The sequence below is a fragment of the Pontibacillus litoralis JSM 072002 genome (genome assembly GCF_000775615.1).
Lineage (GTDB): Bacteria > Bacillota > Bacilli > Bacillales > BH030062 > Pontibacillus > Pontibacillus litoralis.
This window is the reverse complement of the sequence record NZ_AVPG01000028.1, coordinates 1-20,436: the sequence shown is the minus strand read 5'-3', so window position 1 is coordinate 20,436 and position 20,436 is coordinate 1. Positions and strand designations below refer to the sequence as shown.

Sequence of the window (20,436 nt, the reverse complement as noted above, 5' to 3'; positions counted from 1 at the left end):
GGCATTTAGTTTTACTAGTATTTGAGAATAACAATATGAGTTTACTTATGTTATCATACAGAAGGTTTAGGAATTAGCATAAATGGCAAGGAATCATTTGTTAAGAAATTTATAAGCTTAATCATTTATACTTATTAAGTTGTTAAAATGAGTTAAACACATACTATAATGGTTAGGAAGTAGTCAGAAGTTCTTGCTTTTTATAGGATTGGTTTTTGAATATAAATAATGCGAGGTGATCATGATGGATTCTAGTATTCAACAAAATAAGGGACTAGTATTAACGGAAAAAGAAGCGGCTTCGTTTTTTGATTTTCTTACAGCCAATGTTGTTCGTTCAAAAATTTCAATTACAGCTATTGTTGTATCTATTCGCAATTCTAGTACGATGAGAGAAATTAGGGATACCAAAAAAGAAATGGAAATAGAGGCTTTTTTGCATAAGGAAATACGTCAAACGGATTTGCTTGTAAATTTGAATCATCCTTTTCAGTGGTGTATTGTCCTAGCTCATAGTAAAGAAGAAGAAGCGGGTGCCTTTTTGAATCGAGTATGTGACAAAATGATGAACAATAACGCATTTTGTTCAAATGAAGAAGATTGTAAACTGTTCGCTTGTGTTATGGAAATGAGAAATAGTGACGTTCAATTTCAAGATGTTATCACTAAAGGACAGCAAGTTTTGCAAGGATCCACAGGAGAAGGCCAGTGGAATATAGAATACGTTGAGGATTATAAACGAATCGAAGTGGAAGAGGTTAAAGTTAGCATTATAGAAGAAAATCAGTTGTTTTGTAATATTTTGCACACAAGCTTAGCGAATATGAATCTCGATCGATTCCGTTTAAACATTCAAACCTTTCAAGACGGGTATGCATTTATTCAATCAGATTGGCATTCTAGCAGTCACGTTCACATTATAGTGATGAATGATATTTTACCAAGAAAAAACGGTTTAGAAGTGTTACACATGATTAGAAGTTTACCAAACAATCAACGTTTTTATATTTTCATGATGACGAAGCGTAAAACGGAAGAAGATATGATATATGCTTATGATCATGGAGTAGACCGTTATATTGTGCAGCCATTTAACATACGTTTGTTTGAGTCGCAAATCAAAAGGACACTAGAAAGGTTATGGACTTAATGGAAATTTCGATTAAAATGTTGATTGCTAGTATTGCAATTATTATGATGATCCAAGTATGTTTAGGTGTCTACATTAGTATGAAATATAAGAAAAAGCTTCGGAAAACGAACCGTCAAGAAACTTATATGGAAAGTGTGCAACAAGGTTGGTACGATTTCTTCTTTGGAGAGCATAGGGAGGTTCCGGATGTACTAATTCCTACTAACAAAGAAGAAATTCAAGTGGTGGAATATATTTTCTTGACGTATTTAAACAAATTTTCGAATGAAGGCATTCGGGAGAAGGTTCAACATTTTGCTAATGCGTATTTACATGCGCATTATGCCAAGCAATTGAAAAGCGTTAAGTGGAGCATAAGAATGAACGCATTATTCCGCATATTTGACTTTCACATAGATCGTTTAAAGGATGAATGTGTCAAATTAGAAAATAAGAAGCTTTCTACAGAAGAATGGTTTCAATTGTTTAAAATTTATGCGATTTTTGATGTGAGTGGCTTCCTTTCTAAACTAGCGAATTATCCAAACAGCTTTTCAGAACATGAATATAGAAAGCTAATTAACAATGTTCCATTAGATTCTTTCGTCATTCTCTTTACTCATTTTAAGGAATTACCTAGAGCTTGTCAGCTATCTATTATTGATATAGTAGGATTAAAACGACATAGTGACCATGTACCTTTCTTGGAGGAACAAATTCAATCGGAAGATAGCGAAATTCGTATCCGATCATTAAAAGCGGTGTACGAAATAGGTTGGATGATTGATTTAGAAACGTACAAACCGTTTGTTCAATCACCTATTTGGGAAGAAAGATTGATGGTGTCTAAATTATTTAGTCGATTACCTATAGAACAAACATATCCATATATGAAAAAACTTTTGGAGGATGAGTCATGGTGGGTACGCTCAGAAACGGCGCACTCGATTGCTCGTGTGAAGAATGGGGAAGATAAGTTGCTTGAATTTTTGCAAACCAGTAATGATTCATATGCACTAGAAATGGTCCAAGAAATTTTGCAGAAAGGATACGAATAATATGATAGAGAGCCTTCTTACGTTTTTCAGTCTTCTATTTGGTAGCTTCATCATTTTATATATGCTCGTTGTCATCTTTATTTACTCCGTTATGTTAATTATCTCCTTCTTCAATATTCGTAAAAGGTATCAATTAGATCAAGAAGGAATCGATGAAGAAAATTTAGATGCAACGTATATGAAGCCTATATCGATTATCGTCCCGGCCTATAATGAAGAAGTAGGCATTCTCGATACGATATATTCTTTAATGAGCCTTCGCTTTCCTCAAACGGAAGTGATTGTAGTCAATGATGGGTCGAAAGATGGAACGCAGGATAAATTAATACAAGCCTTTCAAATGAAAAAAGTGAAAAAAGTCGTGAAAAAAGTACTTGATACAGAACCAATCATTGCTATTTATCAATCTTCCTTGAATCAAAACGTATGGTTAGTAGAAAAAGAGAATGGGGGGAAAGCGGATGCCTTAAACGCAGGAATTAATGTGGCTAAGTATCCTTTTTTTTGTTCCATTGATGGAGATTCTATCCTAAATGAAAAATCACTGTTGCAAGTGATGAATCCGATTGTTACATCGAATGAAGAGGTGATTGCAGTTGGAGGGAATGTTCGGATTGCGAATGAAAATAATGTACAGTTAGGATCAATTTCCTCTCCGAAGCTACCTAGACATTATTTAGTTGTTATGCAAGTGATCGAGTATTTAAGAGCGTTTATGATTGGAAGAATTTCATTAAGTAAATTTAATATGGTATTAATCATATCAGGTGCTTTCAGTGTGTTCTCAAAAAAATGGGTCATCGATGCAGGCGGATACTCGAAAAATATGATAGGGGAAGATATGGAATTAGTAGTGAAGCTTCACCGCTACGTAAAGGAACATAAATTAAAAAAACGGATTGAATTCGTGGCAGACCCTGTCTGTTGGACGGAAGCTCCGCAAACGTTATCTGTTCTAAGACGACAAAGAAGAAGATGGCAACAAGGGTTATTAGAAAGTTTGTGGAAGCATAAGCGTATGACTTTAAATCCTAAATATGGTGCAGTCGGTATGGTATCTTTTCCTTATTTTTGGTTTGTAGAAGCGATTGGTCCATTAGTTGAGTTTGGTGGGTATGTGTATATTGTTGTAGCCTTTTTCTTAGGAGATATTTATTTAGAATTTGCTTTTTTACTATTATGCTTATTCGTTTTATACGGTTCAGTTATTTCGATTGCTTCTGTATTATTAGATGCATGGAACAATGATGTGTATTTACGAAACAAAGATCTCGCTCGCTTAATGGTCATGTCGTTAACAGAAGTTGTTTGGTATAAACCGTTGACATTGATTTGGAAATTAGAAGGTTATCTCGCCTTTATCTTAAGAAGGAAAGAGTGGGGGACGATGAAGCGGACGGGATTATCAGAGAAAGGATCATCTTCATGAAACGTTTTTATATGATTGTCTTTATACTACTATGTCTTATTGTGACACCTATCGTATTATGGTTTGTACAACCTTCTAAACAAGTTAACGTTGCCATTCTTGATAAAACGGTACCTACATCATCTTATCGAGAACATCAAGGCCTCACATGGGTATTGAATTATTTAAGTTATCAAAATGAACAAGGCGAAACGTTTGATGTAGCGGAGGATTATTTCGGTTTTATCCCGAATGAAGAGGAACAATCCTACTCTACAAACGAGTTGCCTGAACACTTATCATCCTATGATGTCATTTACTTAGCAGATACGTATGGTGTTTATGAAGAAGATGTACCATGGCATCAAAATACTAGAGAAGGGGCGCGTTCAAGCAAGATTTACGGTGGTTTACAAGCAAATGAATGGTCCTCTATCTTGAACCGATTAAGTCAAGATGAAAAAAGTTTATTTATTGCAGAATTTAATACGTTTGCATCTCCTACGAATGAGGAAGTAAGAAGTGACGTAACAGACTATCTTGGTGTCGATTGGTCAGGATGGACAGGCAGGTATTTCGATGAGTTAAATCCAGAGAAAAATAAAGAAATTCCTCAATGGATTGTGGATGAGTATGGTGATAAGTGGAAGTATGAAGGAGCGGGCTTTGTACTTGTAAATGACTTAGACTATGAAGTAGTGGTGTTAGAAGATAAAGCACATGTAAAAGAGGAAGGAATTCATGTGCAATTTACAGAACAAGGCGAGGCTACATTTGGTTTAAAGGAAAGTTCCAATTACAATTATTGGTTTGATATTGTAACTCCGAAAGCAGGAACTGATGTTTTGGCTCAATATGAATGGAACTTAACAGAAGATGGGGAGGAAATATTAAAGCAACATCAAATTCCAACTCAATTTGCTGCTGTGCTAACAAATGAAAAAGGAGCAGCTTCTAATTACTACTTTGCAGGAGACTTTAATGATATAAAGAAAGTCCCTACGTTTTATCAAATGAAGGGGTTATCTAACCTATATTCATTTGTTCAAAAGTTTTCTGAAGACGCTTTTTATTGGTCAGCATACGTGCCGATGATGGAAGCAATATTAGAAGACTTTGAGGAGAAACCAAAAATGAAAGAGTCAAAGCAAAGATCTAGTGAACTTGAATATTATTCTAGAGTAAATCAGGACACATTTGAGGTGTTGATGGACGATGAGTGGGTTCCGCTACCGATTAAAGGAGTAAATATCGGAATGGGTAAGCCTGGTTATTTTCCAGGTGAGGCAGCTATTACGGAAGATGAATACTACAATTGGTTCGTTCAAATTGGGGAAATGAATGCGAATACTATACGTGTATACACGCTCCACCCTCCAGGATTTTATAATGCTTTAGCACGTTATAATGAATCACATGAAGATAAAATATATGTGTTTCACGGGGTATGGATTAACGAAGAGAAATTAGAAGAGTCTCTAGATGCATTTGAAGAAGAGAATCTACAAGACTTTCAAGAAGAGATGAAAACCATTGCAGATGTCATACACGGAAATAAAATCGTAGAGCCAGAGCCAGGTCATGCTTCAGGGTTTTATAATGCAGACATATCTGAATATGTAATTGGCTGGGTTCTAGGTATTGAGTGGTATCCATTTATGGTGGAAAATACGAACAAAGAGCACCAAGAGATGAATGATTATGAAGGAACGTATTTTGAAACGAAACAGGCACAACCGTTTGAAGTTTGGTTGGCGCAGCAAATGGATTTAATGGTTCAATATGAAAAAGAAAAATATAATGCTATAAGACCGATGAGTTTCACTAACTGGGTAACGACAGATATATTAGATCATCCATCTGAACCGAATGAACAAGAAGATATGGTAAGTGTTGATCCAAACGTCATCTATGCTAAAAATGATATGAAAAAAACGGGTCAATTTGCATCTTATCATGTGTATCCTTATTATCCTGATATGTTTAATTATGAAGAAGATTATTTACATTATGAAGATCATCGCGGCGAAAAAAATAGCTATGCTGCGTATTTACATGAGATGAATGAAGCACATCGTTTACCGCTATTAATTGCAGAATTCGGCTTACCTAGTTCGCGAGGGTTAACCCACGAAAATCCATTTGGTTGGAACCAAGGCTTTTTGTCTGAACAACAACAAGGGGAAATAATTAGTCACCTTTATGAAGATATGATGGCGGAGCATCTGCTAGGTGGACTCATATTTACATGGCAAGATGAATGGTTCAAACGCACTTGGAACACCATGGATTATGATAACCCTGATCGTCGTCCCTATTGGTCCAATGCACAGACGAACGAGCAACAGTTTGGGTTGTTAAGCTTTGATCGTCATAAGATTCGTATAGATGGTGCAACAGATGAATGGGAAACGAATGCAATGTATAAGAAGGATGATGGAGTATTAGAAGAGCTCTACGTGGACCATGATGAGCGGTACTTATACATGCGCATCGAATACGATGAAACAAACCAAGAGTATCCGATTATCCTTTTAGATGTTATACCAAATCAAGGGAATACATTCATCGAAGGAAGAGAGGGAGTAGCATTTTCGAACGGTGTTGACTTCATCATTAACCTAGAAGAGGAACAATCAAGAATAAAGGTTGATGCGTATTACGATGCCCACACGTACCACTATGGGCATGAACTAGAACTATTACCAGAGCAACCACCAGTTCCAACGATTAATAGTGGGAAGTTTATCGGCATGCATTACGCGCTTAATAAAGAGCTCTTTATTCCTTCACAAAATCGGACCATTCCCTTCCAATCTTATGAAACAGGAAAATTAAAAGAAGGCAATGGGAACCCGGATTCTGATAATTATCATTCATTAGCGGATTACTATAAAACGAACAATGGAACAATCGAACTAAGAATACCTTGGTTATTGTTGCAAGCAAAAGATCCGAGTCAAAAGGAATTCACAGGAAATTTATATAAGAATGGACTAAATGCTAGTGTGAAGATTGACGAAATAAATGTTGGTACATTGCTGTATGACGAGCAAGATCAATTAATTGATACGTTCCCTGAAGTAACAGATGGGAAGTTAACTGAAATGAAAGGATACCGTTGGGAGAACTGGGATTTACCGCAACATGAAGCACGATTAAAACAGTCTTATTATATTGTTCAGCAATTGTTTAAAGAATATTAAAATGGAAGGACGCTTTTCTATTGGAAGGCGTCTTTTTTTGCTAACTAGGTTAAAAAAAGATAATTTCATGGTAGAGGGGAACGGAGGAAAATATTGAATACCTTTAATAGGAGGTGTTTGATTTTGTGGAAATATTGGTAAGAGGAAAAGCGATGGGGGAATTTAGCTATATAAAAAAACTTGGGGATATGCTATTACGCGTAGCTTACCATGAATCTGTTCATACAGGCCAACTGTTAGACTATATGAGTACAATGAGAGTTGCCCGGCCTAATATATGGGATTAATTGTCTTGTCGAGAGCAACTATTAACTTTGAAAATGCTGTTTTTTTATAACCGTTTTTTTCTACACCACGTCGCCTTTAAAGGATTGGTGAGGTGAAAAAGCAATTGTAGAATAAAAGAGGTGTAATATTTAGAGGGTAGTAAATGAAATTTTACTACCCTTTTTTCTAACAAAACGTATCTTTTGAGCTTGGATTTTGGAGACCAAATAGTGGCCGGATAAATAAAGCGACATACGTACCGATAAGGGCCATAATCCCCCAAACCCAACCGTGTAAGCTCATGGATGCAATTCCACCAAAGTAAGCGCCAATGTTACAACCAAATGCAAGGCGAGCACCGTAGCCCATCAAAATACCACCAATGAGTGAAGAGGTTATGACACCTAGTTTGATTTTTTTCGGTTTGAAGGAACCTTGAGCAGCCGCGGCAATAAAAGCACCTAGTAATATGCCGAAATTCATGACACTTGTGGAATCAGCTAATACAGTTGTGTGCAATGCTTCGGTATTTCCTTGCCAATATCCCCAGCTAGCTACATCGACACCAAACATCATCAATACTTTCGATCCCCATAATGCAAATCCAGACGTAATACCCCATGGATTACCTCGAACAGCTAATGTTAAAGCGTTCAATAATGCTAAAATGATGCCGGCAGTCATAAGTGGCCACGCTCCACGAAGTACTTTTTTGAAACCTGTTGTCGTTGCTAAAGGCTTCATTTGCGGAGCTTGTTTCTTTTTCGCAATTTTGGCGGTGACTCCATATATGCCCGCAAAAAGGAACAATTGAATGAGCCAGCCACCACCATAGCCGAATGGTGTCGCTTCAGCAAAAGAATAACTACCAAAGCTTGGTGTATCGTTCATCCACCAAGTAAAATGATATGCACCTAGAACAGAGCCAATGATAAAACCGAACAACGTAATAAATAGAGAAGAGCTTCCACCACCAACGTTGTATAGCGTTCCAGAAGCACAGCCATTTCCCATTTGCATCCCAATTCCGAAAATGAAAGAACCAAAAATTAAACTTGTTCCAACTGGAGAAACGTACCCTGTCGGAGTCACGCCTGTCAAGCTAAAACCAGTTGCTAAAATGATTGCAAACAACGTAGTAGCGACAAAAAGCATAACCATATGTGCCTGTATGCCTTGTGCATTTCCAACAGACGCTAAGCGACGAAAAGCTGATGTAAAGCCGAAGCGCGCATGAAGTAACGTGATTCCAAGTGCCATGCCAATGATAAACAGAAAACCTTGTACCCAATCGGTAACATATACGGTAACAGCAAAAATAAGGATGCTCGCCAATACGCCTATCCATACAAGTGGTTTTTGTACAGGATGAAGCGGAGAAATCACCGTTGTAGCACGCGTTATAGTTTGCATTGCACCAAACACCTCAATTCCTATCTATTTACTTAGAATTATAATTGATATTTAGATTAATACATAATCGAACTGTTGTAAATAGGCATTTGTATAATTTGAAAAGAAAAGAAAATTCAGATTTTAATGGTATAATTGGTTTACTATTATAGAAAGGTGTGATGAATATGCAAAATAGAGATCATGTTACACACATTGGAAACGGGAATCAATTTAAGAAGGGCAGGAATGATATTGTTAAAAGGAAAACAGGTAGAACTTCGACCGGTGATGAAAGACGATTTAAAACGACTTTATGAGTGGAGAAATGATGAAGAGTTTTGTGATTTGGCGGCTGGATCTGATTCGTATTTGTTCAATAACACACAAGATTATGATCGTTTGAAAAGTACCGATTTAGCGAAAGAAAACGAAAAATTAATGGAAATCGGTCAAAAACTTATAAGGCAAAACATTTGAATAGCAGCTGCAGCATTTACTTGATCGGAGACCTTTTGATATTGGTCTGTGTTAAAACAATATTTCCTGTCTCTTTTTCAATAATTTCGGCTTTCCCGAGTAATTTTTCTTTCACTTCCGTTTTCGTTTCTTTACCTTCGTATTTCAATTCCCTTGGCTCTAAAGTGGCAGCCAACTCTTCCAACTTTTCTTCTTCTCGTTTTACTTTTTCTTCGCCTGGTAAAAAACAGTCTCATGATATTTGGTCCCTTGTTTATACTGGTCCATATCTTGATGTTTTTTCTGCGTTACGAGCTTTGATTCACCCCGTTCTAGCTGAAAACCACGTTCATTGATGAATTGATTGTATCTATCTTGAAATTCCGTTAATGCTTTTTTGTTTCCGATGACTTCCTTTGCGCTCAATCGTCCATCTTTGGTTAAAGGAACAGCTCCAAAATGCATATAAAGTCAAGATCAAAAGATAAAGTTCAAGTGCCTACCGCCCAGAAAAATTTTGTTGGAATTTTCCATAGGTTGCTACCATCTTTTATTATAATGATCGATTTTCTTTTAAAGAACTTGCTAGGAATAAATATATCCAAAAACTAACAGGAGTAGTGAAAATAAATATAATTCTCACGATAAAAGGGGATAAACCAAAAAATTCAGCTATACCCCCACAAACTCCAAATAACGCTTTATCTCTTGATGATTTCATTAATTTTTTCAAAATCAATTTTACCTCCTAAATCAAAGAGATTGATCTCAAATTTCTAAGATCAATCTCTTATCTAATTATAACTTAAAATCTTTTAAGTTATTACTTGGAATCTTTTAAAGAAAGAGTAGTTTCATAATCATTATTTCCTACTTGGAAATAGAAATCCACACTGGATTTTCCAGTGAAAACTTCATAACTGAAATCCATTCTAGAATAAGCACGTTTAGTACTAGTTTCATGTTTTCTTTGTACGCTTACCTTTTCATTATCATATGTGCCACCAATTATTGTTACATTGGGATTATATGATTTATTAATATAATCATAACCACTTCTAAGAACGAAGTCAGTCTGGAAAGAATAATTCAATATTCCGGTATTCCAATATGATTTCACAGTATAAGAACCATTTGATTTCATAGTCTGTATTCCTGAATCGATTAATTCAGTACCGTAAACTATTTTAGAACCATCATCAAAAGTAATAGTATTAGAGTTATTCAAAGTAGTTTTAGAACTAGAATTTAAAGAATTTGCTTTTGCTGCTTTTATATTTACTTACAACATTCTGGATAAATAGTTGAAATTCCTCCTTTTTTTTTAGAAATATTTAATTAATTTGTGGAATATATAGCATGTAATGTCGTTATATACTTGTGTGCTAGCCCACAAATGGCGTTTTTCTAAATGTGACTAAGAGCAGAGATTTTAGAAAACGATTACATGAGTGATGTAATCGCAGTTACCATAATTAGCCGTAAGCCGGAAAGTTCTTTTCATATTGGTAGGTAATTGCTGACTGTTGTAGAATTATACTTAATAGATTTCTCGTAGATCGGAGAGAGAAATGAAAAAATTAATGACTATGGCAGGAGTAGCAAAAGAATTACATATACCGGAATCTACTGCTCGATATTATCGGGACCATTTTATAGATTACATTCCGTTTGTTGGTGAAGGAAGAAAAAAACGCTACCGACCGGAAACGGTGGAAGTATTGCGGTTCATTGCGGAAGGATTTAAACGCAAGCTAACCGCAACAGAAATAGAAGACGGTCTAAGCCAGGTTTTTCCTAGGAATATGGATACGGAGCAACCAACCGCAATAACCACAGCAGTAGTGCAGCAACAATCAGAAAATGACAGCAATCCCTATGCGTTACAGCTTCAAAACGCTCTGGAACAAATGAATGCAACCATGAAAGTGATTGCTGATCAAAAAGAAGAAATTGCTGAACTCCGGGAACATATTACGGATGTCGAAAAGAAACAACAAAAACAAGAAGAATATATCCAACATCAACTTAACCAACGAGATCAAAAATTAATGGAATCCTTAAGGAAGATGCAGGAGGAAAAACAAAAGGAGCTAGCTGCAACCACCAAAAACACCCCCAAAAAGCGTTGGTGGAATCGCTTCTTTTCCAACTGATTTATACAGGATTTTATGCATTTTTGGAGGTAGATCCGAAAAGGAAAACCCTTGATGTATCAAGGATGTATAAAATCCTGCATAATCGATAAAAACGAACAACCGCCAAACCCAGTTATATTACGGGTTTGGCGGTTTGGGTTACTTCTCGAAAGAGACATTATGTCAACTCGTTTTGTATGTTTATTCATTTGGCACGATTAGAAACCGTCATTCTATTAGTGAAGGTTTCTAATTATTTCTTACTTCTTTATTTCCTATTAATTTTATGGACTTCTATATAAATAAAAATTAGTAAAACAAACATAGTAAGTTGGAATACTCCATTTAAGTCTTGCATTGTAAAAAAATATGTAATAAAGGGAAATACATATATAGAGATTATTGATATTAAAAAAGATCCTATTAGAAACTATGGAAGCAATGTATAATAAGAACCTTGAGAAAGTAGAGAAGCAAGATGGTTGTGTGTTTTCTGTATATACGGCCAGTGATCAAACACATATCGGTGTATGCGATTATCGGGATGTAAATCTTGTGACTAGAACAGCAACGATTGGTATTTCTATTGGGCATAAAGACTATTGGAATAAAGGCTATGGAACAGATGTTATTCAAACGTTGGTATGTGATTTGTTTAAAAGGATGAACTTACGTCGTATACAACTTGATACGTGGAGTGGTAACGAAAGAGCAATTCGAGCGTATGAAAAGTGTGGATTTAGTATTGAAGGGATATTGAAAGAAAATGAATATGTCAACGGGAAGTATTACGACACTATTATCATGGGCTTATTGCGTAAGAATTCTATGTAAGTATTGCTGGAAGTTCACATAGCTAAACAAATGAGATTAGGTTACGCTGAAGCATTAAATAGTTGAAATGTATGTAGAGAAAATGGTTAAATAGTTTTGATGGCTTTTGTTTGTGAACAAGATTAAACAACATGTGAGATATGGACCAGAGAGTGGGGAATAGAACAACATGAATGAGAATCGAGTAGGTTTCGGCCTGCGTTTGGGAGCATTTTGGTTAGATGTTCTTTTTATGTCGATTGTGTTATCCGCCGTCTTTCTTCTAACAGGAGGACAAATGAATAATAATGTGCCAGAGCCGAATTTATATACAACTCTAGTACAGTTCTCTTATTACATGTTCGTGCCTGTTATTTGGGCAGGTTATACAGTCGGAAAGAGAATTGTAGGTATTCGAATTGTAAAGGATGACGGTTCAAATGTTACGGCGCTAACGATGTTCTTACGTTATTTTATTGGTGTGCTGATTTACAGTTTCACCGCTGGAATAGGTGTAATTATAAGTGCCTGTATGATTGTATTTCGAGATGATCGACGTGCGATTCACGATTTTATTGCTGGCACATACGTAACGAAAAATAAGGCATCCTAATGAAAGGAAGAGCTATTACACAGTGTAGTAGCTCTTTTCTTTGTTTATTTCGTTGGGAACACTTGCATGACATTTAGCACAACGATGAGTAGTAATAGGAGTAAGAAAATGACGTAAAGTGCTATCATAGTCGTATTCAGCGGCATAACGGTAAAGAATAGAAACCCATTCCCAATCAAAGCAATTGCCGAGAAAAGCGCGAAGCTTACCGGTGAGTGTTTAAATGGTATGATGTACGTCGTCAATAATAACAGAAATGCTGTTAACAATATGGAAATAGCTATGGTAATGGTTTCATTAGTGGATGGGGGAGTAAACGTCACGATTTGTGCGATGAATGAAAAACTTGTCCAAATGACCATTGACACAGTTAACATGTAGAGAAAGAATGGCATCACAAACACCCTTTATAGCAAATGGTTGATTTATTTTCCATATTGTATCATAACAAGCGTTGTAAAAAAAAGCAAAAGAAAGTGTGCTTGTGCATACTTCCTTTTAAGATCTTGCTTGTATATGATTAAAAAAAGTCGCGAATTGCTTACTGAATGAGGCGATGTTGTCGTAATCTTCATCCGTTGTTGGCGCCATTTCGATTTTTAAACCTTCTTGGACAATCGTCGCACCACATTGTGTGAGCTGCTTCTCAAACGTATGGACTGCTTCACAATAAAGCGGATAGGCAGTATCTCCAGAACCAAAGACAGCGGCTCGTTTATTAGTTAAATCAACTTCAGCTAAATCTTCATAAAATTCTTCTGCTTCATAAGGCAAATCGCCATCATTCCACGTATAGGACCCGATTAATATGCCATCATAATCAGTTAACGTATGTGCTTCTAACACGTCAATCTCCTCTAAAGTAACGGTATGACCCGCTTGTTCTAAATCCTCTTTTATTAAGTCTGCCATTTCTTCTGTATTTCCTGACATACTAGCATATGCAATAACAATTGTAGCCAAATCAATCCGTCCTTTCGCTAGAAAAAGCTTTTGGATAACATTGCTCTTTCAATCGTTCTAAACGCTCAACATAGCAATGGAATGTATGGGCATCTTTGTTATCAAGTGCTTCATTCACTTTGTATTCGTAATAGTTTATTTCAAGTTCTATGTCAATGAAAGAGCGTAAGTAGCCCATTTTATTCAATGATTCGATTTCTTCTAATACAACGTAAGCCGTGTACATTTCGTTAAGAAGTATTTTGGTATACCAGCCAATCTCTTCTACAAACTGGCATTCTTCTGTTAATGTAATGCGATCACCTTTGCGAAAGATAATGGTATTGGTATGTCTAATTTCTGTACAGAAACAGTCTACTTCATGTTTAAAAGCAGTTGTTACCAAATAGGATGGGTACATAAATGGTTCCCTCTTTCTTATGATAATAATGATAAATAGTTTTCAATAGCAACTACCATTATAATAAATGAAAACGATTCTCATTGTCAATTATAATTTACGAAGACAATAAAGAAACCTAACTTCTCCAATCAAACAGGAGAGTTAGGTTTTAGGAGTAATCGGTAAGGTGAACCAAAATGTATGAACGTTGTTGTTCGTCTCAACACCAATTTCACCTTCGTGGTAGCCCACGATATCTTTTGCTATAGCTAGTCCTAGACCAGATCCACCAGTGTCTCTACTACGGGACTGGTCAATCCGATAAAAGCGTTGAAATAATTGTGCTTTTTCCTGTTCTGGAATCGGTTGGCCCGGGCCGGTTATTGCTATGTAGTAATCATCGTGCTTACGTGCACCATGAAGCTTAATTGGACCGTTGCCTTCATAATAAGAAATAGCGTTTTCGATTAAATTACTGACTACTCGATAGATTCCTTCTTCATGTATATACATGTTACACGATTCTACATGGCAGTCACTAGTTAAATTGTGTTGGTTTAGTGCTAATTGGAACATTTCTAAACATTGCGTTAACAAACTTGAGATGTCTACCTCTTGTTTTGGCATGCTTAGTGGAGAAGAAGTGACATCCCATTTTTTTAGTTGTTCTAATTGGTTCATCATCGACGTTAGTCTAGTAGATTCTCGATACAACGATTGATATAACACTTCATTCCCTTCTACGACTCCTGATTGAAGGGCATAAAGATAGCCATTAATATTAGATAAAGGTGTTCGTATTTCATGAGACAAATCGGTTATGAGCTTCTTTCGTTGTTGTTCATTGGTCTGTAATTGTTGCATGAGTTCGTTGTACTGTTGAATGAATTCACCTAGTTCATTTTTGGTCACTGGAATTGGTTGAGGATAGATTCCCTTTTTTATTGTTTTCGTCGATGCGATTAACTGTCTTACTGGTTTTGTTACTTTTTTCGTTAAATAATAATGTAAGACACTTCCAATTACAATTGCCATGATACTAAACAACAGTAAATATTGAAATAATGTTTGTTTGAAATAGGTTTGTTGGATGGAATTCGCATACATTCGGTCAACGAGCAAACAAGCTGTGTTATATAAAGACCATCCGCTTAATAACACGAAAATGCCAATAATAACGATATTAAGCAACGTTAAGTGGATGACGAACCGTTTCGGAAGTAATTTATTGTGATACTTCAAATTTATACCCCATTCCTCGGACGGTTTTGATTCGTTTAGGAGAAGAGGTGTCTTCTTCTATTTTCTCTCGAAGTTTCTTAATATGAGCGTCGATCGTCCGGTCTAAAATGGTTTGCTCAGCATGTGGATAAATTTGCTTTATTAGTTGCTCTCTCGATAAGACGGTATTCGGATTTTCCATAAAATGATACAATAAGTTAAATTCGTATTTCGTTAAATGTATGGGCTGATTGTAAAGAAGGACTTCTCCTTTACGTGGTTTCATACATAACCCGTTGTAGGCAATTTTTTGACAATATTGTCCTGTTCTACGCAATACGGCCTCTACATGAGCAATCAATTCTTCTGGATGAAACGGTTTGGTCATATAGTCATCAGCCCCCATGCGTAAACCAGCAATTTTGTCTTCTGTTTGCACTTTGGCAGACAACATGATGATCGATACTTCATTTCGTTGTTGCTCTCGGACCCAGCGGCACACTTCTTCACCGCTTAATTTAGGTAGCATTAAGTCTAATATAACAAGGCAAGGGTGGTGCTCTAGTATGGCTTGTTTCGCCTGCTCACCATCTTCTGCCTCAAATACAGCATAATTGGCCTTGCGTAAATAAATGGCAATAAGCTCACGAATCATTGAATCATCTTCTACTACTAAAATGGTTTGTTGCACAATAGATTCACCACCCTTTCTGTTAGTTTAGCAATTAGTTCATGCTTTCGTATTGTTGCATCATTCGTTCATAATTCATTGCTCCAAGTGATTTGTGTTGAATGGTTCCGCTTGAGTCAATCATATATGTTGTTGGAATCGGCCTTATTTGATAGTTGGCTGCAACGGAACTATCTTCGTCCAATAGAATGGGGAAGGTGAGTTCATGTTCGCTTACAAATTGCTGTACAGAATCGATGCTCGTTTCGGTTTGTGTTAAATCAACAGCGAGAATTTGAATATCAGTGTTTTGATAAAATTTCTCCATGTCTGGCATTTCAGCTCGACATGGGGGACACCAGCTTGCCCAGAAATTGAGCATCACCTTTTGTCCTTTGTAATCTGATAAGGAAACCTGCTCGCCATTTAATGTTGTTAGTTGAAAATCGGGTGCTTGATCACCGACTTGAAGTCCTATTTCCGCGTTCGATATTGCTTCGTCTTGAACTTCAAAGTTTTCCTTTTCCGAAGGAGCGGCCATTTCCTCTTGTTTCCCTACTAAATCATATACGAGGAAGCCAAACATAGCACCGACAATAATTAGAACAACCGCTTTCTTTAAAGACATTTTTACATCCCTCCATTCTTAACCTAAATTGGAAAGCCAAGTGTCTTGAACGAGTTGTAGTAACAGATTAGAAATTCGTGACATTTGACCTGTGAATAGCAAAATTCCCATAATGACCATGACGATCCCGCCAATTTTCATAATTTTACCGCTATAACGGACAATCCATTTCGTAGAACCGATAAAGAAGGACATTACAAGAAATGGTATAGCGAATCCGATAACATACATGAAGGTGTATAACATCCCTTGGGTAGGGTTACTTGCTGCCACGACGAGAATCGAACCGAAAATAGGTCCAATACACGGTGTCCAACCTGCCGCAAAACCCATGCCGACAAAAATGGTGCCTAAATATCCAGCTGGCTTATTCGCAAACTGGAATCGTTTCTCCTTCATGAAGGCTGGGATTTGTAACCAACCTGCTACAAAGAACCCCATAAATACAATAAAGATTCCGGCTAGTTGTTGCAGTAATTTTCCAGAGCTTCCTGTTAATAACCCTTGAATCCATTGCCCTAAGTAAGAAACGCCTATTCCTAAACCGATAAAGATGAGGGAAACTCCGAATAAGAATAACATAGAATGGACCAATAATTTTGACCTTACGTTTGCAGAAGACTGATCTTGAATATCCTTGACACTCATGCCTGTAATGTAGGAAAGGTATGCTGGAAATAAAGGCAATGTACATGGAGATAGAAAAGAAAGGACCCCTGCACCAAATGCTAACCAAACTGTTAAATCTGTTGCTGCTGACATTTTTTCACCTGCTTTGTTTGAAATAATATAATGATCGAACCGGCTAACCAAGCAATCCAGAACCATACATCGATTACATAAAGAAATAAGAAGGATTGCTTCCCTATCATATGGATGAAAAGGTTACCGAGTCCGACTGCTAATAGAAAAGTAATCAAAGTGTTTCGATAAGTAAGTCTTGGCTGAAATGAAAGAACTACAGTAAAAAGAAAACCATAAAGGACCACTTCCCCAATATGAACAGGGTGCGGTTGTTGCTGCAATAAAATGTTGGTGAAGTGATAGAGAAAAGACCCTATGACACATACATACAAGAAACTTATGGCCACTTTCATAGCGTTCATGGAATTTCGATATCGAATCAAACTATAAATCAAAGTACATAAAGTGGCAAGATAAAAAGCCTGATGATCACTTGGGAATGCTAGTACAGAAAGTGGATCGGTTACAAAGCGGTTCAAGTTCATGATGACTTTCCCAATCCATGTAAATACAATGTACGTCATCAGTAAAGTTATCGTTTCGTTTATGTATTTCTTCGTTTCCTGTTTGCTAAACGGGCTAATGATAAAGAAGATGAGCAGCGCCGTCACGATGCTTCCGATAAAAATCGCTAAAGAGCGTTGGATAATAAGTGGTCCAACTATCATACTTATTCCTCCTGTTCCATTTTTTATTATAACGCTTGTTTGTGAAAGTTGTATGAAAAAAACGGAACTATTCCGTTTTTTTTGTTTATAAATAAAGGATATAAGGAACATTAATAATGAAACTATTGAGAAGGAGTTGATAGGGATGAATGAACAACAATTGAAAAAACAAGTAGAACAATTAATGGCTAAACATAAAGTAGGTTCATTAGCAACAGTTCAAAATGGCAAACCTCATTCTCGTTATATGACGTTTCATTATGAAGGAGGCATCTTCTATACCACATCAGATAAAAACACTCATAAGGTAGAGGAAATAGAGCGAAATCCAGCTGTACACATTTTAATTGGCTATGATGGAAAAGGATTCAATGACCCATATATGGAAATAGAAGGAATAATCAAATTGAATGATACAAGGGAAAAGAAGGAGCATTTATGGCAGGATTACATGGGACATTGGTTAAGCGGTCCGTCTGATCCCGATTATATTGTACTTGAAGTCCATCCTAATCTCATTCGCATTATGAACTTAGAGGGAGAAGAAAATCCTGTAGAATATAAAGTGTAATTAAATGTATGAACTAAAAAACACTAGCAATTTATTCATTTCGTATAAACGTCTTCTTACTGACTGAAGCTAAGGAAGATAAGGAGGAGACGTTTTGGACAAGAAAGCAAATAAAAAGTTGTCCTGGTGGCAACTATCATTTATCGGTGTAGGGTGTATAATCGGTACTGGTTTTTTTCTAGGCTCATCAATCGCCATCCAATTAGGAGGCTTCGCCGTTATCCTTGCTTATATTCTCGCGGGATTAACAACGTATATAGTATTTATGGCATTAGCAGCTATGACTACAGTTCAGCCGGAGCAAGGGTCCTTTCGAACGTACAGCAAGCTGGCTTTCGGTAGGTGGGCTGGATTTTGTAATGGTTGGGTGTATTGGTTGTCGGAAATGCTTATTATGGGTAGTCAATTAGTGGCTCTCGGTTTGTTTACTCAATATTGGTTTCCGGCTATCCCTTTATGGGTATTAACGCTTGTATTTGCTGTGCTCGGTTTATTGGTCATCTTTATAGGGGTAGAGGCCTTTGAACGTTTGGAGAATCTGTTCGCTATTATTAAATTAGCTGCAATAATTATGTTTCTTATTATAGTGGTATTAGGAATCATTGGTTTGTTAACAGATTATAGACCATCTCCTGTACAAAGTGATAAAGCACAGTGGTTGCCACAAGGTTTCACTGGTTTCTGGGGAGCGTTGTTATATGCTTACTATGCTTATGGTGGCATTGAAATAATGGGATTAATGGCCACGCAACTTCAGGATACAAATGAAGCGTCTAAATCAGGGAAATGGATGCTGCTTTTACTAACAACCATTTATACACTGTCAATGATAGCCGTCTTAATTGTTGTTTCTTGGGCAAATATTGATGCAAATGAAAGTCCTTTCGTTACAGCACTTCACGCTTTTCAACTACCTTATTTGTCGGATGTATTCAATGCTGTGTTCATTATTGCTGGTTTTTCTACACTAGTAGCTGCTTTGTATGCTGTGACAACGATGCTCGTATCTTTATCAGCGGATGGTGATGCACCAAAGTTATTTTCTCCAAAATCGAATCGGGATTTCCCGCTAAGTGCCATTTGCTTATCGACGGCAGGACTACTATTATCCATTATTATTGCCATGTTGTTACCGGGAAAGATATATGAATATATGACAACAGCTGCAGGATTATTGCTCATTCTTAATTGGTTATTTATACTATTCTCCTTTAGGAGACTGCATGACGTAACAAGATGGCAACGAGTGACAATATGGGTCGGAGTGTTTTTTTTATCGGCGGCAATGATAGGGGCCTGGTTTCAAGAAGATGTTAGGCCGAGTGTGTATGTCTGTATCGCCTTAATTGGCGCAATCGCTATTAGTTGGTTCGTGTTTAAATGGTATAACAGAGAAAAAGCAGAAGGATGATCCTTCTGCTTTTTATGACTCACGGTATTCTTTCGTGGTACCATCGGCGTATTCAACTTCTAGTTCAAATTCTTGATATCCTTCTTCAATAGAGAAAGCATCTTTAACAGCTTGAATGACTTCTTCATCTGCCGTCGATTGATCAAAGGTGAATGCTTCAAAGATTGGTGTAAGCTTATTCATCGCTTCATTTCCCCGAAGCATGGTATCCTTTCGATTATCCTCATACTTTGCTTCCATGCCTTCTACTTCATTCTCATAATCCACCTCAACCGATTCGTTTCCTTTATAGTCAACATCTAAGTCAAAACTAGTAAAAGAATACGTCGTCGTTTGGTTGTTGTCATTTTCACTTGTTTCATTGTTATTATTTTCATGCTCTGCTGGTGCGTTCTCTGGTGGTTCTGTAACGTTGTCCTCATCACCGCAAGCTGCTAAAACGAAAATTGTAGAAACAGTAATAAGTAATCGGATCACATTTTTTTTCATCTTTGTTCCACTCCTTTTGAAAGTTAAATATAGTGTATCCTTTCTGTTGAAATAGTAAACATATGTAGGGCGTCCCTTTGTTCTATATGAAATCCATCGCTGTCATCATCTATCGTCTAAACAGTTGGAAAACAAACGAATATCCCTTTCTTTTTTTACCTACATTGCATATTCTACATTAACATACGTGTGTTTTTTGTAAT

24 protein-coding genes and 1 pseudogene are annotated in these 20,436 nt (G+C 36.7%); 11 read left to right on the top strand and 14 right to left on the bottom strand.

The features are described from left to right. The first annotated feature begins 244 nt into the window (after window positions 1-244). The 5 genes and pseudogenes from N784_RS13995 to N784_RS16710 all read left to right on the top strand — a co-directional run. The gene (locus N784_RS13995) at window positions 245-1,150 is read left to right on the top strand and encodes a response regulator transcription factor (protein ID WP_052127340.1); all 906 of its coding nucleotides are present in this window, start codon (window positions 245-247) and stop codon (window positions 1,148-1,150) included. Then, complete coding sequence (locus N784_RS13990; protein WP_036835870.1) at window positions 1,150-2,190, top strand: HEAT repeat domain-containing protein; 1,041 nt, start codon at window positions 1,150-1,152, stop codon at window positions 2,188-2,190. Before N784_RS13995 ends, N784_RS13990 begins: the two co-directional genes overlap by 1 nt. Before the next feature lies 1 nt (window position 2,191). Then, window positions 2,192-3,619 carry a glycosyltransferase family 2 protein gene (locus N784_RS13985; protein WP_036835869.1) on the top strand — a complete coding sequence of 476 codons (1,428 nt, stop codon included), beginning with the start codon at window positions 2,192-2,194 and terminating at the stop codon, window positions 3,617-3,619. Next, the gene (locus tag N784_RS13980) at window positions 3,616-6,804 is read left to right on the top strand and encodes a hypothetical protein (protein WP_036835867.1); all 3,189 of its coding nucleotides are present in this window, start codon (window positions 3,616-3,618) and stop codon (window positions 6,802-6,804) included. The genes N784_RS13985 and N784_RS13980 overlap by 4 nt, the downstream gene beginning before the upstream one ends. 173 nt (window positions 6,805-6,977) lie before the next feature. Further along, window positions 6,978-7,091: pseudogene (locus N784_RS16710) on the top strand (DinB family protein); the annotation flags it as partial. A 166-nt stretch (window positions 7,092-7,257) separates the two neighbouring features. On the opposite strand, the gene N784_RS13975 reads toward N784_RS16710, so the two are convergent. Next, the gene (locus tag N784_RS13975; protein ID WP_036835866.1) at window positions 7,258-8,484 is read right to left on the bottom strand and encodes a YeeE/YedE family protein; all 1,227 of its coding nucleotides are present in this window, start codon (window positions 8,482-8,484) and stop codon (window positions 7,258-7,260) included. A 228-nt stretch (window positions 8,485-8,712) separates the two neighbouring features. Between N784_RS13975 and N784_RS13970 the strand changes: the two genes are divergently transcribed. After that, window positions 8,713-8,943 (top strand): hypothetical protein, encoded by a 231-nt coding sequence (locus N784_RS13970; RefSeq protein ID WP_052127339.1) that lies wholly within the window; start codon window positions 8,713-8,715, stop codon window positions 8,941-8,943. A 16-nt stretch (window positions 8,944-8,959) separates the two neighbouring features. Here N784_RS13970 and N784_RS16705 read toward each other — a convergent pair whose 3' ends face one another. The 4 genes from N784_RS16705 to N784_RS13955 all read right to left on the bottom strand — a co-directional run bounded on the left by N784_RS16705 (window position 8,960) and on the right by N784_RS13955 (window position 10,066). Continuing rightward, window positions 8,960-9,127, bottom strand: coding sequence for a hypothetical protein (locus N784_RS16705; RefSeq protein ID WP_156965268.1), 168 nt, complete (start codon window positions 9,125-9,127; stop codon window positions 8,960-8,962). Between the two features lie 17 nt (window positions 9,128-9,144). Then, window positions 9,145-9,387, bottom strand: coding sequence for a plasmid recombination protein (locus N784_RS13965; protein ID WP_036835865.1), 243 nt, complete (start codon window positions 9,385-9,387; stop codon window positions 9,145-9,147). Between the two features lie 88 nt (window positions 9,388-9,475). Beyond that, window positions 9,476-9,655, bottom strand: coding sequence for a PspC domain-containing protein (locus tag N784_RS13960; protein ID WP_036835889.1), 180 nt, complete (start codon window positions 9,653-9,655; stop codon window positions 9,476-9,478). A gap of 90 nt (window positions 9,656-9,745) precedes the next feature. Beyond that, complete coding sequence (locus N784_RS13955) at window positions 9,746-10,066, bottom strand: hypothetical protein (protein ID WP_036835863.1); 321 nt, start codon at window positions 10,064-10,066, stop codon at window positions 9,746-9,748. 427 nt (window positions 10,067-10,493) lie between these two features. Between N784_RS13955 and N784_RS16065 the strand changes: the two genes are divergently transcribed. The 3 genes from N784_RS16065 (at window position 10,494) to N784_RS13940 (ending at window position 12,486) form a co-directional block, all read left to right on the top strand. Beyond that, on the top strand, window positions 10,494-11,078 hold the full coding sequence (locus N784_RS16065; protein WP_052127338.1) for a MerR family transcriptional regulator: 585 nt from the start codon (window positions 10,494-10,496) through the stop codon (window positions 11,076-11,078). 423 nt (window positions 11,079-11,501) lie between these two features. After that, window positions 11,502-11,894, top strand: a complete 393-nt coding sequence (locus N784_RS13945; RefSeq protein ID WP_232306033.1) for a GNAT family N-acetyltransferase — start codon at window positions 11,502-11,504, stop codon at window positions 11,892-11,894. 169 nt (window positions 11,895-12,063) lie between these two features. Beyond that, on the top strand, window positions 12,064-12,486 hold the full coding sequence (locus N784_RS13940; protein WP_036835862.1) for an RDD family protein: 423 nt from the start codon (window positions 12,064-12,066) through the stop codon (window positions 12,484-12,486). A gap of 44 nt (window positions 12,487-12,530) precedes the next feature. Here the strand turns inward: N784_RS13940 and N784_RS13935 are convergent, their stop codons facing one another. From N784_RS13935 to N784_RS13900, 8 genes are all read right to left on the bottom strand, one after another. Beyond that, window positions 12,531-12,881: a hypothetical protein gene (locus tag N784_RS13935; protein ID WP_036835861.1), complete on the bottom strand. Its 351-nt coding sequence runs from the start codon at window positions 12,879-12,881 to the stop codon at window positions 12,531-12,533. A gap of 103 nt (window positions 12,882-12,984) precedes the next feature. Continuing rightward, the gene (locus N784_RS13930) at window positions 12,985-13,449 is read right to left on the bottom strand and encodes a flavodoxin (protein WP_036835860.1); all 465 of its coding nucleotides are present in this window, start codon (window positions 13,447-13,449) and stop codon (window positions 12,985-12,987) included. Between the two features lies 1 nt (window position 13,450). After that, the gene (locus N784_RS13925; RefSeq protein WP_036835859.1) at window positions 13,451-13,849 is read right to left on the bottom strand and encodes a hypothetical protein; all 399 of its coding nucleotides are present in this window, start codon (window positions 13,847-13,849) and stop codon (window positions 13,451-13,453) included. A gap of 144 nt (window positions 13,850-13,993) precedes the next feature. After that, window positions 13,994-15,073, bottom strand: a complete 1,080-nt coding sequence (locus N784_RS13920; RefSeq protein WP_036835858.1) for a sensor histidine kinase — start codon at window positions 15,071-15,073, stop codon at window positions 13,994-13,996. Then, window positions 15,057-15,743 (bottom strand): response regulator transcription factor, encoded by a 687-nt coding sequence (locus tag N784_RS13915; protein ID WP_036835857.1) that lies wholly within the window; start codon window positions 15,741-15,743, stop codon window positions 15,057-15,059. Before N784_RS13915 ends, N784_RS13920 begins: the two co-directional genes overlap by 17 nt. Window positions 15,744-15,777: 34 nt before the next feature. Continuing rightward, window positions 15,778-16,350, bottom strand: coding sequence for a redoxin domain-containing protein (locus N784_RS13910; RefSeq protein WP_036835856.1), 573 nt, complete (start codon window positions 16,348-16,350; stop codon window positions 15,778-15,780). Between the two features lie 18 nt (window positions 16,351-16,368). Beyond that, window positions 16,369-17,112, bottom strand: a complete 744-nt coding sequence (locus N784_RS13905) for a cytochrome c biogenesis CcdA family protein (protein ID WP_036835855.1) — start codon at window positions 17,110-17,112, stop codon at window positions 16,369-16,371. Further along, entirely contained in the window at window positions 17,091-17,762 is a 672-nt protein-coding gene (locus N784_RS13900) for a hypothetical protein (protein WP_036835854.1), read from the bottom strand. Before N784_RS13900 ends, N784_RS13905 begins: the two co-directional genes overlap by 22 nt. Window positions 17,763-17,907: 145 nt before the next feature. Between N784_RS13900 and N784_RS13895 the strand changes: the two genes are divergently transcribed. After that, window positions 17,908-18,333: a pyridoxamine 5'-phosphate oxidase family protein gene (locus tag N784_RS13895; protein WP_036835853.1), complete on the top strand. Its 426-nt coding sequence runs from the start codon at window positions 17,908-17,910 to the stop codon at window positions 18,331-18,333. Window positions 18,334-18,427: 94 nt separating this feature from the next. After that, entirely contained in the window at window positions 18,428-19,744 is a 1,317-nt protein-coding gene (locus N784_RS13890) for an amino acid permease (protein ID WP_036835852.1), read from the top strand. Window positions 19,745-19,756: 12 nt separating this feature from the next. On the opposite strand, the gene N784_RS13885 is transcribed toward N784_RS13890, so the two are convergent. Further along, window positions 19,757-20,233 carry a YusW family protein gene (locus tag N784_RS13885; RefSeq protein WP_036835849.1) on the bottom strand — a complete coding sequence of 159 codons (477 nt, stop codon included), beginning with the start codon at window positions 20,231-20,233 and terminating at the stop codon, window positions 19,757-19,759. Window positions 20,234-20,436: the final 203 nt, after the last annotated feature.

Excerpts from the sequence above, each read along its gene's own strand:
- N784_RS13995 (WP_052127340.1), top strand. The coding sequence starts at position 245 with ATGGATTCTAGTATTCAACAAAATAAGGGACTAGTATTAACGGAAAAA.
- N784_RS13990 (WP_036835870.1), top strand. The coding sequence starts at position 1,150 with ATGGAAATTTCGATTAAAATGTTGATTGCTAGTATTGCAATTATTATG.
- N784_RS13985 (WP_036835869.1), top strand. The coding sequence starts at position 2,192 with ATGATAGAGAGCCTTCTTACGTTTTTCAGTCTTCTATTTGGTAGCTTC.
- N784_RS13980 (WP_036835867.1), top strand. The coding sequence starts at position 3,616 with ATGAAACGTTTTTATATGATTGTCTTTATACTACTATGTCTTATTGTG.
- N784_RS13975 (WP_036835866.1), bottom strand. The coding sequence starts at position 8,484 with ATGCAAACTATAACGCGTGCTACAACGGTGATTTCTCCGCTTCATCCT.
- N784_RS13970 (WP_052127339.1), top strand. The coding sequence starts at position 8,713 with ATGATATTGTTAAAAGGAAAACAGGTAGAACTTCGACCGGTGATGAAA.
- N784_RS13965 (WP_036835865.1), bottom strand. The coding sequence starts at position 9,387 with ATGCATTTTGGAGCTGTTCCTTTAACCAAAGATGGACGATTGAGCGCA.
- N784_RS13955 (WP_036835863.1), bottom strand. The coding sequence starts at position 10,066 with ATGAAATCAAATGGTTCTTATACTGTGAAATCATATTGGAATACCGGA.
- N784_RS16065 (WP_052127338.1), top strand. The coding sequence starts at position 10,494 with ATGAAAAAATTAATGACTATGGCAGGAGTAGCAAAAGAATTACATATA.
- N784_RS13945 (WP_232306033.1), top strand. The coding sequence starts at position 11,502 with ATGTATAATAAGAACCTTGAGAAAGTAGAGAAGCAAGATGGTTGTGTG.
- N784_RS13940 (WP_036835862.1), top strand. The coding sequence starts at position 12,064 with ATGAATGAGAATCGAGTAGGTTTCGGCCTGCGTTTGGGAGCATTTTGG.
- N784_RS13935 (WP_036835861.1), bottom strand. The coding sequence starts at position 12,881 with ATGCCATTCTTTCTCTACATGTTAACTGTGTCAATGGTCATTTGGACA.
- N784_RS13925 (WP_036835859.1), bottom strand. The coding sequence starts at position 13,849 with ATGTACCCATCCTATTTGGTAACAACTGCTTTTAAACATGAAGTAGAC.
- N784_RS13910 (WP_036835856.1), bottom strand. The coding sequence starts at position 16,350 with ATGTCTTTAAAGAAAGCGGTTGTTCTAATTATTGTCGGTGCTATGTTT.
- N784_RS13905 (WP_036835855.1), bottom strand. The coding sequence starts at position 17,112 with ATGTCAGCAGCAACAGATTTAACAGTTTGGTTAGCATTTGGTGCAGGG.
- N784_RS13900 (WP_036835854.1), bottom strand. The coding sequence starts at position 17,762 with ATGATAGTTGGACCACTTATTATCCAACGCTCTTTAGCGATTTTTATC.
- N784_RS13895 (WP_036835853.1), top strand. The coding sequence starts at position 17,908 with ATGAATGAACAACAATTGAAAAAACAAGTAGAACAATTAATGGCTAAA.
- N784_RS13885 (WP_036835849.1), bottom strand. The coding sequence starts at position 20,233 with ATGAAAAAAAATGTGATCCGATTACTTATTACTGTTTCTACAATTTTC.